Here is a 15,699-nt window from a genome sequence, read left to right as displayed (position 1 = left end):
ATCACGATGTTAAAAAAAGATATTAAAAAAGTATTAGTATTAGGATCAGGAGCATTAAAAATTGGTCAAGCTGGTGAGTTTGATTACTCTGGTTCGCAAGCGTTAAAAGCGTTAAAAGAAGAAGGAATTAAAACAGTTTTAATCAATCCAAATATTGCAACTGTTCAAACTTCTGAAGGTATTGCAGACGAAGTTTATTTCTTACCTGTAACACCTTACTTTGTAGAAAAAGTAATTCAAAAAGAAAAACCAGACGGAGTTTTGGTTGCCTTTGGTGGACAAACTGCCTTAAACTGTGCGGTTGAGTTGAACAAAGAAAATATTTTCGAGAAATATGGTGTTGAGGTTTTAGGAACTCAAATTCCAGTAATTGAAGCAACGGAAGACCGTGATATTTTCATCGAAAAATTAAATCAAATTGGTGTATTAACAGCTCGTTCAGAAGCGGTAGAAACTGTTGCCGATGCAATGGAAGCTGGTAAACGAATTGGTTTCCCATTAATCATCCGTGCAGCATACGCTTTAGGAGGTTTAGGTTCTGGTTTCGCAAATAACGAAGAAGAATTATTAGATTTAGTTGAAAAAGCGTTCAATTATTCTTCTCAAGTTTTAGTGGAAGAATCATTAAAAGGTTGGAAAGAGATCGAGTATGAAGTAGTTCGTGACTCTTACGATAACTGTATCACAGTTTGTAACATGGAGAACTTCGATCCAATTGGAGTTCATACGGGAGAGTCAATCGTTATTGCACCTTCTCAAACTTTATCAAATTCAGAATATCACAAATTACGTGAAGTTGCAATCCGTACAATTCGTCACCTTGGCGTAGTTGGAGAGTGTAACATTCAATACGCTTTCGATACTGTTTCTGAGGAATATCGTGTAATTGAGGTGAACGCTCGTTTATCTCGTTCGTCAGCTTTGGCCTCAAAAGCTACAGGTTATCCTTTAGCTTTCGTGGCTGCCAAATTGGCTTTAGGTTATTCTTTAGATGAGTTGAAAAATAGTGTAACGCAAACGACATCTGCGATGTTCGAGCCAGCGTTAGATTACTGTGTAGTGAAATTGCCTCGTTGGGATTTAAATAAATTCTACGGAGTTCGTCGTAACATTGGTTCTGCAATGAAATCTGTTGGAGAAGTAATGGCAGTTGGACGTTCTTTCGAAGAAGCAATTCAGAAAGGAGTTCGTATGTTAGATATCGGACACAGAGGTTTCGTAGCAAATGGATTCAAAATTCCTGAAGGAGAATCGTTGGATACATGGTTAGCTGAACCAAATGATGAGCGTCTATATGCAATTACAGAAGCTTTCAAAGCAGGATATTCGATTGAAAAAATTCATGATTTAACGAAAATCGATTTATGGTTTTTACAACGTTTAGAAAGAATTTTTAATGTATCAAAAGAATTTGAAGCATTAGAAAGATTTGAACAAGTTGAAGCTGATTTAGTAAAACGCGCAAAATTATTAGGATTCTCGGATCAACAAATTGCAGTTTTAGTAAAAGGAGATCAAAACGTACACAGAAACGAATTAACGGTTCGTGAATTACGTAAAAACTTCGGAATTAAACCTGTTGTAAAACAAATTGATACGTTAGCAGCAGAATTCCCAGCACAAACAAATTATTTATATGTAACCTACCACGGAACTGAAAATGATTTGACACCAGAAACAGAAAAAGCAGTTTGTATTTTAGGATCTGGAGTTTACCGTATCGGTTCGTCTGTAGAGTTCGACTGGTGTTCTGTAAATGCAGCGCACACAGCGTCTAAAAATGGTTATAAAACAATTATCATCAACTATAATCCAGAAACGGTTTCAACAGATTATGATGAGTCAGATCGTTTATACTTCGAAGAATTATCTTTTGAACGTGTAATGGATATTTTAGATTTTGAACAACCTGAAGGAACAATTATTTCGACAGGAGGTCAAATTCCGAATAACTTAGCGATGAAATTGTACGATCAATCAATCAATATTTTAGGAACTTCTCCTTTAAGAATTGATGATGCAGAAAATCGTCACAAATTCTCAGAAATATTAGATGAATTAGGAATCGATCAACCACGTTGGAAAGAGCTTTCTTCTTTAGAAGCGATTCACAAATTTGTGGAAGAAGTTAATTTCCCTGTATTGATTCGCCCTTCTTATGTTTTATCTGGAGCTGCAATGAACGTAGTTTCAAATACTCACGAGTTAGATGCTTTCTTGAAATTAGCGAAAGAAGTTTCTCCTGATTATCCAGTTGTAGTTTCAGAATTCGTACAAGGTGCAAAAGAAATTGAGTTGGATGCAGTTTGTCAAAACGGAGAAATTGTAGATTACGCAGTTTCTGAACACGTAGAATTTGCGGGAGTTCACTCTGGAGATGCAACAATGTATTATCCACCACAAAAAGTGTACATCGAAACAATTCGTCAAATGCGTAAAGTTGCAGCGAAAATTGCAAAACGTTTCGAAATTTCTGGACCAATGAACATTCAGTTCTTGTCAAAAAATAATACAGTTCGTGTGATCGAAACTAATATTCGTGCTTCTCGTTCGTTCCCATTCGTATCGAAAGTTGCTGGAAATAACATGATCGAAAAAGCGACAAAAGTTTTATTAGGATTAGAAGTAGAAAAAGGACATTCAGAAATCGTTTACGATTTAGATTATGTAGGAGTAAAAGCTTCTCAGTTCTCATTTACACGTTTAGCAGGAGCAGATCCAGTTTTATCAGTAGACATGTCTTCTACAGGAGAAGTTGGATGTATCGGTGATACAGCGGAAGAAGCTTTATTAAAATCAATGCTATCTGTTGGGTATGAAATTCCTGAGAAAACAGTTTTAATTTCTGGTGGACCAATTGCTTCTAAAGTTGCTTTATTAGAGCCAGCGAAACAATTAATCGCAAAAGGTTACAAAATTTATGCAACAGAAGGAACGCACAAATTCTTTACAGAAAATGATGTGTATTCTACGCTTGTTTACTGGCCTTCTGATAAAAAAGAACCAAATGTAATGTCTTATTTACATGACAAGAAAATTGATATGGTGATCAACATTCCGAAAAACTTAACAAAAGCGGAATTAGACAACGATTATCAAATTCGTCGTACAGCAGTAGATTTCAATATTCCGTTGGTTACAAATGCACGTTTAGCTTCGGCTTTCATCAATGCATTTACAAAATTATCGATGGATGATTTAAAAATCAAAACTTGGAACGAATACCGTAATAAATAGAAATTAGAATCTAGATATTAGAAATTAGAAAGCCTCGCATTTGCGAGGCTTTTTTTATGTTTTTTTTGAATTTGTCATTCTGAAGTGTCGAGGAATCTCTATTAAACATGAAGAAATGAATACACAATAATTCCAATAACAATTATTGAGAAAATAAACGTATTAATTCCTAAAAGTATAGCACCTTTAATTGTTGTAATGATTAATCCTTGGTTATAGAGTTTTTTCAAAGCAAGGAAAAAGTACACAATAATATATAAAACAATCAATGTGTTAATTAAAGCTATTATGGCTGATAAAGCATTACTATCAATATAATCTGAAAGTTTATTCAAAAGAAAAATCACCAAAATTGATAAAAGAATTACCGTAAAATAATGCAGTGTAAAAATTCCGTGATCAAAATACCACCATTTCTTTTTGTTGTAAAAAATCCATAAGAAGAAAGCAAACAAAGGCATGTATACAAACAAAACTTTCGGAATGACATGTAAAGATTTTTCGGTAATAGCTTCTCCTAATTGATCGTCAGAAACCTTTCTTTTTCTCAACTCTTGGTATTTTTCAATAAACGGAGATAATATTGGAACGTTATTTTTTACTTTAGACTGCACCATTTCAATTGTTTCAGGTTTCAAATCATCTAAAGAATTTATATTTTTATTCTTTTCAAATTCAGATTTTATTTTTGCACCTTGTTCAGCAGTAGCACCCACTTTGTTTTGTATAGTATCAGTTATTGCATTAAGTGCTTTTTGAATTTTTTCAGTATTTTCTATTGATACAGGCTCATTGGAAGTGTCATTATATTCAGTTTTATGAGAAGGAAAAATAGAAATAAGGAAAAACGTTACAAAACTGACAAAAATGTACATTTTTACAGGATTAACAGAACTATTTCTTTTACCACTTAAATATTCTTTGGTTAATACCCCAGGTTTTAAAAATAGTTTTTTGATCGTTTGCCAAAAACTTCCATCGTAATGAACAAAATCTTCGATAAAGTGTGTAAATAAAAAGTGAAACGGTTGTCGTGTTTCTACATTTTCTTGTCCGCAATGTGTGCAATAATGTTCTTCTACGTAATGTCCACAATTTTGGCAATTATGATCTTCTCTTAGTTTTCCGTGACTCATGTGTTAATTCTTAGTGATGATAAATCTATAAAAAGATTATTTATTTTGAAATAATCACGAAGAAATATTTGATTAAATATAGATTAAGAAAATTAGCTTTTTTGTCTTTCAAAGTCATCCTGAACTCGTTTCAGGATCACATTAGTTAAACATTAAAACAAAAAATCCACTTCTTTTGAAGTGGATTTTTTTATTTCTTGTAAAAATTGTAGGCTTAAAATTCAGCGAAAAAAGCTTCTACTTTTTCTACGCCGTTTGCGTCTAAGGCTTCAACCAATTCTTTTTTGATTTCAGTTAATTCTTTCTTTTTTGCTTTTTTCAAAACTGGTTTTGCAGTTTCCAAAAAGTTTTCGATTTGTTCTAAACCACGAGAACTTAAGAATTTTTCGTCTGTTTTTTTCAATTTAGCGTAAACTTGTACCAACATTCTACATTGTTCCAAAGCCAAAACGTATTCTTTTACAGTTTCTAACGTAATCATGTAATGCAACATCAATTGTACTGAAGGCATATTACGTTGATGACCAAATTTCGTGTATTTTTCTAATGCAATTCCAAAAGATTCTTTACCACGTTCGATATTTTTATTTAAAGCTGCAGAAATAACAACGTTAAACCAATCGTCCGAATTATCAGAGTTTTGAGCGATATCGAAAAATGCATTATCCGCATTCTCAAAATCTTGTAAACTATAATATGATAACGCAATTAATTTCTTTGCATCGTACAATTGTTTTGGGTCTTTTGCATCCAATAAACCTTCACAAATTTTGATACACATCTCGAAATTGCTGTTTCCAAATAAATCTCTCGCAGTGTTCAACAACGAATTAGTCGCATTCTGTTCCAACGCTTGCTCGTACATAAATTGACGCGCTCTCAAAACATCCTCGTATGTGATATAATCGTAATTGATTTTCATTTTTTTCGTCTCTTTGTTAATTCGCAACTAAATTAATTAAATCTTTAAGAAAGTACTTAATTATTTATCTTTTTTTAATAAATGTCGAATCACCGTTTCTGCCGCATGCAACCCGAATAAACCAGGCATCCACGAATTGGTTCCGTAAAACGATTTTTTATAATTTTTTCCGTCCGTTAATTTAACCGAAGATTCATCTGGAACTTCTGTCGAAAAAACAGCTTTTACACCTTTATTAATTCCTTCTTTTTTTAATCGTTTTCTAACATTTTTTGCCAACGGACAAACATCTGTTTTGCTAATATCACGCACTTGTACTTTGCTTGCCAAATATTTTCCACCAGCGCCCATATTGCTGATCACTTTAATTTTTTTGCGTTTTGCAGCTAAAATCAAATTAATTTTTGGCGTTACAGAATCAATGCAATCTAACACATAATCAAAATCAGTTGTGACGATTTCGTGTGTGCGTTCTGGACTCAAAAACTCGTTGATACGTGTTAATTCTAATTCAGGATTTATATCCATCAAACGATCACCAACCACATCTACTTTATGTTGCCCAACTGTCGAATGCAAAGCGGGCAATTGTCGGTTAATATTTGTAATGTCAACAGTATCTCCATCAACAATAGTCATTTTTCCAACACCTGCACGTGCGATAAATTCTGCGGCAAAAGAGCCAACTCCACCTAAACCAACAACTAAAATGTTAGAATTTTTTAGGATTTCTAAACCTTCTTCTTTGAATAATAATTCAGCTCTTTCTTGCCAAACTGCCATTGAAATGTATTTTATTATGATTGAACTTCGTAACCGAAAACTGTTTTCCAATTTTCTGCTTGTTGAAGTTGTAATTCCTCGATTGTAATTTTTCTCAAATCTGCTGCAAAAGTATAAATTTCTTCAATAGAAATTTCGCTTGCATCATTTTCTAAAAAGAATTGATTTGCAGAAAGATTTGCAAATATAATTTGTAAGTTTTTGTTTGATAGAAGATTTTTACCAAAAGATGCAAAACAATTTTGCGCAATAATTTGATTGAGTAATTGCTCATTCTTATTGAAACCATGAAAAATAAACGGAATCGTCAATTTCATTTTTTTTCGAATCTGTAAAATTTCTTGATAAGCACGAACCGAATGTATAACGACAGGAAGTTGATGTTGCGTTGCAATTTCTAATTGTTTTTTTAAAACATTGATTTGTAATTCAAAATCTGTTTCGCACAATTTATCCAATCCAATTTCCCCAATCGCCAAACAGTTTTTATTCGAAATAGTTTGATTGATAATTTCGATTTCTTCCTCTATTGATGAGGTTTTGATGTAAGCTGGATGAATCCCAATCGAAAACAATTTTGCTTCATTATTCAACTCATTTGGAAACTGATTATACAATTCCAAAACATCTGTTTGATGAGCTAAATGATGTGTATGCGCGTTGAGAAACATAGTTCAAATTTAATCTTTTTCAATGATTTTTCGAAATGTTAAAATAGGAATAGAATTTGCTGTAGGAATTTCAATGAATTCAGATCATATTTTAAGTCCAAAAATGTTGAAATTTTTGCCGTGGCTTGGTGCGATGGCAATTTTTATGCAAGCTTTGGACGCTACAATTTTAAATACATCTTTACCTACAATCGCAAAAGAATTAGGAAAATCGCCTTTGGAAATTCAGTCGATTATCGTTGCGTATACGTTAACAATTGCTTTGTTAATTCCTCTGAGTGGTTGGCTTTCGGATAAATATGGAACGAAAAAAGTTTTTCAATCAGCGATATTGATTTTTACACTTGGATCCACACTTTGTGCGTTTGCGACAACTTTGCCTTTTTTAGTGATTTCACGCGTTATACAAGCGATTGGAGGATCGATGATGGTTCCCGTTGTGCGTTTGGCAATTTTGTATGCTTATCCAAAAAGTGAATTATTAAAAGTAATTAATTTCATCACCATTCCAGGATTAATAGGACCACTTTTAGGACCAACAATTGGAGGTATTTTGGTTGAAACCTTATCGTGGCATTGGATTTTTATTGTGAATATTCCTTTTGGAATAGTAGCACTTTGGATGACGACTTTTGCGATTCCTGATTTTAAACATCCAGTTTTTAAATTTGACATAAGAGGCTTGATTCTTTTTAGTGGAGGAGTTACGGTGTTGACATTGATTATGGAATTAACATCTTCTCGAGTGATTGGCTTGCAAACTGTATTAGCATTGACTGTAGTTTCTGCCTTTTTGATTGGGTTGTATATTTATCATGCAAAACATAAACAACATCCTTTAATCGATTTGAATTTGTTTAACATCAGAACTTTGCGAATTGGTATTATAGGAAATCTTATTACGCGTTTAGGAATTGGAGGAATGCCTTTTCTTATTCCGCTTTTATTGCAAGTTGGTTATGGATATTCGGCTACTGTAGCGGGATTAATTATGATTCCGTCTGCAACAAGTAACATTATTGCAAAATCGTTTGTTGTACCAATTGTGAATAAATTTGGTTATCGAAACACGTTGATTTCCAATACAATTATTTTAGGATTAATCATCTGTCTATTTTATTTTCTACAATCCGAATCGCCAATTTATTATATAATTCCGTTAATGGTTTTGAATGGATTTTTTAGTTCGATACAATTTACGGCGATGAATACTTTGTCTTTAGCGGATTTGGATGAAAACACATCCAGCGAAGGAAATAGTTTATTGTCAGTTACGCAACAATTATCACTAACTTTTGGAATATCTGTAGCCGCATTAATTTTAGGCGTTTTTAGACAAGCAGGATTTGTAAATGGAGTAGAAGTTCAAGCTTTCCGTTATTCATTTTTGACGATGGGAGTGATGACAATTTTATCAACTTACATCTTTTTCAAATTAAGACAATCTGATGGCGCTTCGATGTCAGGGAAAAAATAAAATTTAGAACATAAAAAAATCTCTACCAAGTAGAGATTTTTCGTTTTATATTATTCTGATTTAATCATTGTAAAAATGATGGCGAAGTTCACCTTTCAAGTTTGTTTCGTATTGCGTCTTAAATTCTTCTTTCGAAAGATTTTGACCTAATAAATAAATGGCTTTTGTAATTGCAGCTTCCATTGTCAAATCATAACTTGAAATTGCACCCATATTTAGCAACGCATCACTTGTCGCATAACGTCCAAGTTCTACCATTCCACCCGCACATTGCGTGTTGATAATAAGATGAACTCCTTTATTCGTTACTTCTTCCAACAATTCGATAAACCAATCATCGGTAAAAATATTTCCTGTTCCAAAAGCCTCAATTATAAAAGCTTTCATATTTGGAGCGTTCAAAACACTTTCGATAAAAGAACGATTCATTCCAGGAAAAATCTTCAAAACACCAACATCAGCGTTTAGATTTTTGTTGATCGAAAGTTTATCTGTAACAATATTTTTTAACAACAAATCTTCTTTCACTTCCAAATGAACACCAGAAACTCCAATTACTGGATAATTCGGCGATTCGAAAGCATCAAAGTTTTCTGCATTAATCTTAGTTGTTCTATTCGCACGGAACAATTTATATTCAAAATACACGCAAACTTCTTTGATAATTGGTTTATCATTTTTGCGTAATGAAGCCAATTGAATCGAAGTAATTAAATTTTCTTTTGCATCTGTACGCAAATCTCCAATTGGTAATTGCGAACCAGTGAAAATAACAGGTTTTTCTAGATTATCAATTATGAAACTCATTGCAGAAGCGGTATATGCCATCGTATCTGTTCCATGTAAAACGACAAAACCATCATAGTTTTCGTAGTTTTGTTGAATGGTTTCTGCAATTTCTATCCAATATTTAGGTTTCATATCAGACGAATCTATTGGTGTATCGAAACTATGATAATCGAAAGAACAATCTAAAAGTCCCAACTCTGGAATTTGTTTCAACAAATTATCAAAATTGAAAGGTTTCAAGGATTGGTCGCCATAATCTTTCGCCATTCCAATTGTTCCTCCTGTGTAAATTAATAAAATTTTTGTTTGCATGCGGTTTGATTAATTTCTGGTTAAAATTAACCATTATAAAAAATCTGTACAACATCTTTTCTTAAACTCCGATATTTTGTAAATTGGATAAATAATTGTGAACATAATTTTAAACTATCAACTTGATGAAACTATTACTTTTAGCCATTACAACTTTGTTAACATCAGCTTATGTTAATGCTCAATCTGACGAAGGATTGTTTGAAGTTGAGTACGAAATGAACGGACAAGAACTAAAATCTTTTGCTTTTTCTACGGATAATTGTGCGCAGAATTTGATTGTAAAATCGTGGGAAAATTGGGTAACGAACAAAGAAGGTTCTTCTGCTTTTCTAAAAAAACACGAAGCGAGTAATATCAAATTCAAAAATTCGCAAGATGTGTATAAATCTGTGATTAGTTTGGTTGATGAAGAAAACGGAAAAACGACCGTGATTAATACATTAACTGATCAAAATGGAATGACGTTTAATAGTAATTCGGCAGAGTTTGATAAAATTTATGCGCAATTGCAAGATTTAGCGACTAAAACGAAGCAAGGTTGTGTACGAAATGAGTTGAGGTTAGCGAACGAAAATATGATTCGATTGACAAAAGATAACGCTGATGCACAATTGAAAAAAGGAAACTCGATCAAATCATATCTAAAATACAATAATACTTTATTAAAATTAGAAAGTAAAAAACAAGCTTTGGGTGATAAATTGGATTTGGTGGTGAATCAATTGGAAAGAGAATCGAATGATAAAGTAACTGATGGCTTGATGAAGAAAAAGATAAAAACAGAAAATTCTTTGCGATCTATAGAAGATCAAGTAGTAACATTGAGCGGAAAAATACAAACTGCTGAAGAGAACGATAAAGGTTTAGACGCAAAAATTAATCAATTGACAAGTCAAATTCAGCAACAACGCTCGATTACGGAAAATTTAAAAAAGAAATATTCATCAATTGCACGATAATTGTTAGAGAAATTATATATTTACTAAATATCAACAAATAAATATTATTAAAATCAACTCGTTATGGGATTATTTTCATTTATCAAAAATGCCGGAGAAAAAGTCTTCGGAGGTGCAGAAACACCAGAAGAAAAAGCAGCTAAAGTACAAGAACAAGTTGCAAAACAAGGATTTGATTTGTCAGGAGTAACTTTTTCTGCTGATGGAGATAAAATTGTGGTAGCTGGACAAGCGTTGGACATCAACGAGAAACAAAAAATTTTAGCAACAGCAGGTAACATTGATGGAGTGGAAGGAGTAGAAGATCAATTAACATTGAAAACACCTTTGAAAATTGAGATTCCAGACTTATCTAAGACAATGTATACTGTGAAAAGTGGAGATTCTTTATCTAAAATTGCAAAAGAAGTTTATGGAGATCCAATGCAGTATCCAAAAATTTTCGAAGCAAACAAACCAATGTTAAAACACGAAGATAAGATTTATCCAGGTCAGGTTTTATATATTCCTCAGGATTAATACAATAGAAATAAAATATTCACGTTAAAACTCCTACAACCAAATGATTGTAGGAGTTTTATGTTTTTACAGCATGGTTTTTGCGGAATATATACTCGCAATAAAAAATAATAACATATATTCGTATAACTGAAATAAAAAAATAATTATGAAAGTTTCAATTTTGCCAGTAGCGGTTATCGCTGCTTCAACTTTATTTAGTTGTGTGAGTCAGAAGAAGTATGATGAATTACAAAATAAATTCAATTCTGCTTATTCTGAGAACCAAGGATGTCAAACAGAATTGGCTGTAGCGAAAGCTAAATTAGCTAATTTTGAATCTAACCAAGGTCAGTACGAAAACACAGTTCAGAGTGAAAGAAATCAAATTAAACAATTACAAGAGCAATTGAAAAATTGTATTAATGGTGGTTCTAAAAATGTTTCTGAATTAGTGAACGAAATCAATCAGTCTAACAAATACATCAAACATTTGATCGATGCGAAAAGCAAATCGGATAGTTTGAACATGGTTTTAACAAACAACTTAACGCGTTCTTTATCTAGCAACGAAGCTAAAGATGTTGATGTTAAAGTATTAAAAGGTGTTGTTTACATTTCATTAGCTGATAACATGTTGTACAAATCTGGTAGCTACGAAATTTCGCCTGCTGCTGGAGAAACTTTAAGCAAAATTGCGAAAATCATCAACGACTATAAAGATTACGATGTATTGATTGAAGGTAACACAGATAATGTGCCAATTTCTAAACCAAACATCCGTAACAACTGGGATTTATCTGCTTTACGTGCATCTTCTGTTGTACAAGCGTTACAAAACCAATACGGTGTTGATGGTAAACGTTTAACAGCTGGTGGACGTGGAGAATTTAATCCATTAACTACAAATGCTACTGCGGAAGGAAAATCTAAAAACCGTCGTACACAAATTATTATCTTACCTAAGTTAGATCAATTTATGGATTTAATTGGGCAAGCTCCAAAAAACTAATTTTGATAAAAAAATCAAATTAATATAGAAAGAGCCACTTTAAAGTGGCTCTTTTTTTGTAACTTTTTCCAAATTTTAATCAATACCAATGGAACTATATTATTCTTTTTCGGTTCTAATTGTTCTTGCTGCATTATTTTCTTATGCAAACCTTCGATTCCTAAAATTACCTGGAACAATTGGAATTATGATTATCGCCATGTTAGTATCTGTCGCTATCCGTTTATTGGGAGATAGCTATTTTCCTGATGCTACAAAAGACATGTTTCAACTCTTTAATAGTTTAGACTTTAATGAAATATTGATGGGCGCAATGCTTAATTTTCTGCTTTTTGCAGGCGCAATGCACGTTAATATCTTAGATCTGAAAAACTTGAGATGGACAATTGCTACTTATGCTACAATTTCGGTAGTATTATCAGCATTTATTATATCAGCAATTTTATATTATATCGCGCCATATTTTGGTATTCAAATTCCGTATATCTATTGTTTATTGTTCGGAACATTAATTTCTCCAACTGATCCAATCGTTGTATTAGGAATTTTGAAACAAGCAAAAGTTCCTAAAATTATTGAGACAAAAATTACAGGAGAGTCACTATTTAATGATGGTGTAGCCGTTGTAATGTTCGCAGTAGTTTTACAAATAGCAACTAATCCAAGTTTTGATGCTGACTTTGCAAGTGTTTCAAAATTATTCTTGATGGAAGCTGGTGGAGGAATTTTACTTGGATTATTACTAGGATTTACAGCTTCTAGATCCATGAAAAAAATTGATGATTATAAAGTTTCAGCTTTAATTACATTGTCGATTGTAATGGGAGGATTTTTGATTGCAAAAGAACTTCATGTTTCGAGTCCTTTAGCTATGGTTATCGCAGGTTTAATAATCGGAAATTATGGAAAGAGATTCGCAATGAGCAAAACAACTCAAGATTATTTAAACAAATTTTGGGAGCTTATTGATGAGATAATGAACGCTATTTTATTCCTTTTTATAGGTTTCGAATTGTTATTAATAGAAGATTTAATGGATCAAATTCTATTAGGAATTGTCACAATTTTTATCGTCTTATTATCTCGAACATTATCAATTGTGATTCCAGCTCGTACTATTTTAAGAAAAAATACATTCTCCAAAGGTTCGCTTATCGTTTTAGTTTGGGGAGGAATTCGTGGAGGAGTTTCAATTGCATTAGTTCTTTCGATGCCAAATTCGGAATGGAAAGATTTGTTATTAGAGATTACATATATCGTTGTTTTATTTTCAATTGTTATTCAAGGTTTAACCGTTGGTAAAGTAGCACATCGTGTTTTAAAAGACGAATCTGATGAAGCAAATAAAGACGAAATGGAAGATTATCTTAATTCATCTAAATTGTAATGTTCGAAAGTCAATTAAAATTATTTACGCAATCTTATGATGACGCAATTTTTTATAATAATGACGCTAAGGTTGATGGTACAATTGGAGCAAAGTTGCACTTGTCTTACTATTATATCGACATTCCCTATAAAAATTGTTTGATTTATGTAGAACAAGAATTAGGAAATCATAATCTAGGAAAAATTCGAGTAACCTTAGATAAAATATCGTTACCAATTTTTACGATTACGAATATTAATCATCTTGTCAATTTATTTTTAAGAAAGAAACAGATTTTAAAAGTTGATTGTAGCAATGAATCTTTTAAACATTATTTACAGAATTTATTGATTGAAACTAATCTTGAAAAAATAGCAAAGGATAATTTATTCGAACCTAAAATATCAAGTAAAATTGAAGGTGAAAATTTGGTTATAGAAACAATTTACCATTTAGAATTTGAAGAAAAAATAGAAGCTCTGAAAGCTTTAATAGAATTTTACAAGAAATTAATTTCATATTAGTTAAAGCAACAAGCGCATCTATAGATGCGCTTGTTGCTTTAACAGAAGTTTAGAACTTAAAATGGTCTAGTTCACGAATTAATCTTTATTTTTAATAGAAATTAGAACAAGCCAACAGAATGAAATTAAAAGATTTATCTAATCAACTCGAAATATCTTTAGGAAGTTTACAGAATTTTATCAATGATTTTAATATTGATTTGAGTTTTTGTATTGACGAAAATTTTAATGTAACACAACAATTTATAGCATTTTCGGAAGAGAATAAAGACTTCTTAAAAAAATATGCAGAAGATTATTCCAAAGAAAAAACAATAGAAGAGATCGCTAAAACAATTGGAGCGAAAGAAGAAGAAGTGCTTCATTTTTTTGTAACAAATGGAATTCCTGCTGAGGTAGCAAAGCAGATGAAAACGGGTGTGTCAAGTTATTTGATTCATTCTTACATTGGGGGAAAATATCCGTTTATAGAAAAAGCATTTCCGCAATGCGAAGATTTTTCTGGTAAAAGCTTAGTCGGTTATACTGATTTGTATTTTTATATGACTGATATGTTAGATCCATTTATAAGCAAAGATCAAATAGAAAGTTGGGGAATCTCAAAACCTGCGGGATTGATTTTGTATGGACCTCCAGGTAGTGGAAAAATATATTGGGCAAAGAAAATAGCGGATATGATTGGTTACGAATTTGTACATATTTTCAATGATTATTTAGTTGGGAATTTTGATAACAAAAAGAATAAATTCTCCGATTTTCTTTCAAAAAAGATGAATCAACCCAAAACATTATTGTTTATTGATTCGTTCGATGAAATATTACATTCTACTTCTGTAAATACCATTTATCCAGAAATGGTCGATTTGTTTTATTCCGTTCTTAGACATATTCAGAAAAACGACACGAAAGAACTTTTGATTGTTGGAGCTGTTGAATCTTTGGCAAATTTGAATGATGAAATCGTTGCGCCTGGTCGTTTTGATTTACATATTCCTATTTTTCCTCCAACTTTTGACGAGCGCAAACAATTACTTTTACACCACATGACCGCAAATCTGGCGCAAGATTCTCCGTTATTATCAATTTTGAAAAATCAAAATGCATTGAACAAAGATTTCTGGACGCCTTATGCGGCTGAAATGAGACTTTTTTCAAACACAATGATTATTGATTTTACACAATCGCTTAAAAAACGTTTGTACGCGTTGTATAGAAAAGATGAAACGAAAAATATTGTGATGACAGAAAAGGTATTGTTTTCGGCATTTCAAGAAGCGAAATCGAAATTAACTCCTGATTATTTAAAACATTGTGCAATTTTCTTAACAGAAGCCAAGCAAAATGTTGGTCAAGATTTTCCACATCGTCTGATCGAATTAAATGCTGATTTAGAGTTTTATTTATCATCAAAAGAAATTCCGATTACTAAAATTGGTTTCAAGCAAAGTGATGAAGCAATTTCTCCTACAGCTCAACCACCGGTTGAAGAAACTAAAGAAGTTCAAAATAAATAATATGAACACAAAAAAAAGCGCTCGTAGAGCGCTTTTTGATTTTATAAATGATTAAAACTTACAAAGTTTTAAATGTCAATAATAAGATATTTCCTTTGTAAAGATGTAATTCTTTTCCAGAAACTTCGTAACGATTTACACTTTTCAACATCGATAAAAATGCTTTTTCTTCTTGCAAATTAGGACAAGCCATTTTAGTTTCAGAAAAATTAACAAAGCTTGTTACGCCGCTAACTTTTGTAAAAGCAGTATTGAAATTGTTGCAACCCGCAAAACCACTTACAGTCGAATTCGCTTCGTCAATAATCAACATTACGTCCTTATCGTACAAACCTTTTACTACGTTGTTATCGTTGATCAAATACCAATTTTGATTTGAAATCGAAACTTCCGATTTAGGTTTAATTTTAGCAGTACTTGCGCTTGTAGAACAAGAAGTTGCTATAAAACTCATCAAAATAGTTGCTGAAAATAAAGTTACAATCTTTTTCAT

14 protein-coding genes are annotated in these 15,699 nt (G+C 32.1%); 8 read left to right on the top strand and 6 right to left on the bottom strand.

Annotated elements, in window-relative coordinates; genetic code table 11:
- Window positions 1-6 precede the first annotated feature (6 nt).
- The gene (gene carB, locus B4A23_RS02170; protein ID WP_286514266.1) at window positions 7-3,237 is read left to right on the top strand and encodes a carbamoyl-phosphate synthase (glutamine-hydrolyzing) large subunit; all 3,231 of its coding nucleotides are present in this window, start codon (window positions 7-9) and stop codon (window positions 3,235-3,237) included.
- A gap of 101 nt (window positions 3,238-3,338) precedes the next feature.
- Here carB and B4A23_RS02165 read toward each other — a convergent pair whose 3' ends face one another.
- The 4 genes from B4A23_RS02165 to B4A23_RS02150 form a co-directional block, all read right to left on the bottom strand.
- Complete coding sequence (locus tag B4A23_RS02165; RefSeq protein ID WP_291116330.1) at window positions 3,339-4,373, bottom strand: DUF3667 domain-containing protein; 1,035 nt, start codon at window positions 4,371-4,373, stop codon at window positions 3,339-3,341.
- A gap of 214 nt (window positions 4,374-4,587) precedes the next feature.
- Window positions 4,588-5,295, bottom strand: coding sequence for a hypothetical protein (locus tag B4A23_RS02160; RefSeq protein ID WP_291116327.1), 708 nt, complete (start codon window positions 5,293-5,295; stop codon window positions 4,588-4,590).
- A gap of 60 nt (window positions 5,296-5,355) precedes the next feature.
- Window positions 5,356-6,078 carry a tRNA threonylcarbamoyladenosine dehydratase gene (locus B4A23_RS02155; RefSeq protein ID WP_280063035.1) on the bottom strand — a complete coding sequence of 241 codons (723 nt, stop codon included), beginning with the start codon at window positions 6,076-6,078 and terminating at the stop codon, window positions 5,356-5,358.
- Between the two features lie 14 nt (window positions 6,079-6,092).
- Entirely contained in the window at window positions 6,093-6,749 is a 657-nt protein-coding gene (locus B4A23_RS02150) for a TatD family hydrolase (RefSeq protein WP_291116324.1), read from the bottom strand.
- 73 nt (window positions 6,750-6,822) lie between these two features.
- On the opposite strand from B4A23_RS02150, the gene B4A23_RS02145 reads away from it, so the two are divergent.
- Window positions 6,823-8,226 carry a DHA2 family efflux MFS transporter permease subunit gene (locus B4A23_RS02145; protein WP_291116402.1) on the top strand — a complete coding sequence of 468 codons (1,404 nt, stop codon included), beginning with the start codon at window positions 6,823-6,825 and terminating at the stop codon, window positions 8,224-8,226.
- A 60-nt stretch (window positions 8,227-8,286) separates the two neighbouring features.
- Here the strand turns inward: B4A23_RS02145 and B4A23_RS02140 are convergent, their stop codons facing one another.
- Window positions 8,287-9,327, bottom strand: coding sequence for an asparaginase (locus B4A23_RS02140; RefSeq protein WP_291116322.1), 1,041 nt, complete (start codon window positions 9,325-9,327; stop codon window positions 8,287-8,289).
- Window positions 9,328-9,452: 125 nt separating this feature from the next.
- On the opposite strand from B4A23_RS02140, the gene B4A23_RS02135 reads away from it, so the two are divergent.
- The 6 genes from B4A23_RS02135 to B4A23_RS02110 all read left to right on the top strand — a co-directional run bounded on the left by B4A23_RS02135 (window position 9,453) and on the right by B4A23_RS02110 (window position 15,206).
- Window positions 9,453-10,289, top strand: coding sequence for a hypothetical protein (locus B4A23_RS02135; RefSeq protein ID WP_291116319.1), 837 nt, complete (start codon window positions 9,453-9,455; stop codon window positions 10,287-10,289).
- 63 nt (window positions 10,290-10,352) lie between these two features.
- The gene (gene lysM, locus B4A23_RS02130; RefSeq protein WP_038336838.1) at window positions 10,353-10,808 is read left to right on the top strand and encodes a peptidoglycan-binding protein LysM; all 456 of its coding nucleotides are present in this window, start codon (window positions 10,353-10,355) and stop codon (window positions 10,806-10,808) included.
- Window positions 10,809-10,956: 148 nt separating this feature from the next.
- Window positions 10,957-11,799 carry an OmpA/MotB family protein gene (locus tag B4A23_RS02125; protein ID WP_038336837.1) on the top strand — a complete coding sequence of 281 codons (843 nt, stop codon included), beginning with the start codon at window positions 10,957-10,959 and terminating at the stop codon, window positions 11,797-11,799.
- 88 nt (window positions 11,800-11,887) lie between these two features.
- Window positions 11,888-13,186 (top strand): cation:proton antiporter, encoded by a 1,299-nt coding sequence (locus tag B4A23_RS02120; RefSeq protein ID WP_291116316.1) that lies wholly within the window; start codon window positions 11,888-11,890, stop codon window positions 13,184-13,186.
- On the top strand, window positions 13,186-13,692 hold the full coding sequence (locus B4A23_RS02115; RefSeq protein WP_114999127.1) for a hypothetical protein: 507 nt from the start codon (window positions 13,186-13,188) through the stop codon (window positions 13,690-13,692). Before B4A23_RS02120 ends, B4A23_RS02115 begins: the two co-directional genes overlap by 1 nt.
- Before the next feature lie 119 nt (window positions 13,693-13,811).
- Window positions 13,812-15,206, top strand: coding sequence for an ATP-binding protein (locus B4A23_RS02110; protein WP_291116313.1), 1,395 nt, complete (start codon window positions 13,812-13,814; stop codon window positions 15,204-15,206).
- 58 nt (window positions 15,207-15,264) lie between these two features.
- On the opposite strand, the gene B4A23_RS02105 is transcribed toward B4A23_RS02110, so the two are convergent.
- Window positions 15,265-15,699, bottom strand: a complete 435-nt coding sequence (locus B4A23_RS02105) for an META domain-containing protein (protein WP_291116310.1) — start codon at window positions 15,697-15,699, stop codon at window positions 15,265-15,267.

The sequence above is a fragment of the Empedobacter sp. UBA7248 genome, assembly GCF_002472945.1.
GTDB classification, from domain to species: domain Bacteria; phylum Bacteroidota; class Bacteroidia; order Flavobacteriales; family Weeksellaceae; genus Empedobacter; species Empedobacter falsenii_C.
This window is presented reverse-complemented; position numbering and strand designations above follow the sequence as displayed.

Coding starts and splice junctions, on each gene's coding strand:
- carB (WP_286514266.1), top strand. CDS start 7: ATGTTAAAAAAAGATATTAAAAAAGTATTAGTATTAGGATCAGGAGCA.
- B4A23_RS02165 (WP_291116330.1), bottom strand. CDS start 4,373: ATGAGTCACGGAAAACTAAGAGAAGATCATAATTGCCAAAATTGTGGA.
- B4A23_RS02160 (WP_291116327.1), bottom strand. CDS start 5,295: ATGAAAATCAATTACGATTATATCACATACGAGGATGTTTTGAGAGCG.
- B4A23_RS02155 (WP_280063035.1), bottom strand. CDS start 6,078: ATGGCAGTTTGGCAAGAAAGAGCTGAATTATTATTCAAAGAAGAAGGT.
- B4A23_RS02150 (WP_291116324.1), bottom strand. CDS start 6,749: ATGTTTCTCAACGCGCATACACATCATTTAGCTCATCAAACAGATGTT.
- B4A23_RS02145 (WP_291116402.1), top strand. CDS start 6,823: ATGAATTCAGATCATATTTTAAGTCCAAAAATGTTGAAATTTTTGCCG.
- B4A23_RS02140 (WP_291116322.1), bottom strand. CDS start 9,327: ATGCAAACAAAAATTTTATTAATTTACACAGGAGGAACAATTGGAATG.
- B4A23_RS02135 (WP_291116319.1), top strand. CDS start 9,453: ATGAAACTATTACTTTTAGCCATTACAACTTTGTTAACATCAGCTTAT.
- lysM (WP_038336838.1), top strand. CDS start 10,353: ATGGGATTATTTTCATTTATCAAAAATGCCGGAGAAAAAGTCTTCGGA.
- B4A23_RS02125 (WP_038336837.1), top strand. CDS start 10,957: ATGAAAGTTTCAATTTTGCCAGTAGCGGTTATCGCTGCTTCAACTTTA.
- B4A23_RS02120 (WP_291116316.1), top strand. CDS start 11,888: ATGGAACTATATTATTCTTTTTCGGTTCTAATTGTTCTTGCTGCATTA.
- B4A23_RS02115 (WP_114999127.1), top strand. CDS start 13,186: ATGTTCGAAAGTCAATTAAAATTATTTACGCAATCTTATGATGACGCA.
- B4A23_RS02110 (WP_291116313.1), top strand. CDS start 13,812: ATGAAATTAAAAGATTTATCTAATCAACTCGAAATATCTTTAGGAAGT.
- B4A23_RS02105 (WP_291116310.1), bottom strand. CDS start 15,699: ATGAAAAAGATTGTAACTTTATTTTCAGCAACTATTTTGATGAGTTTT.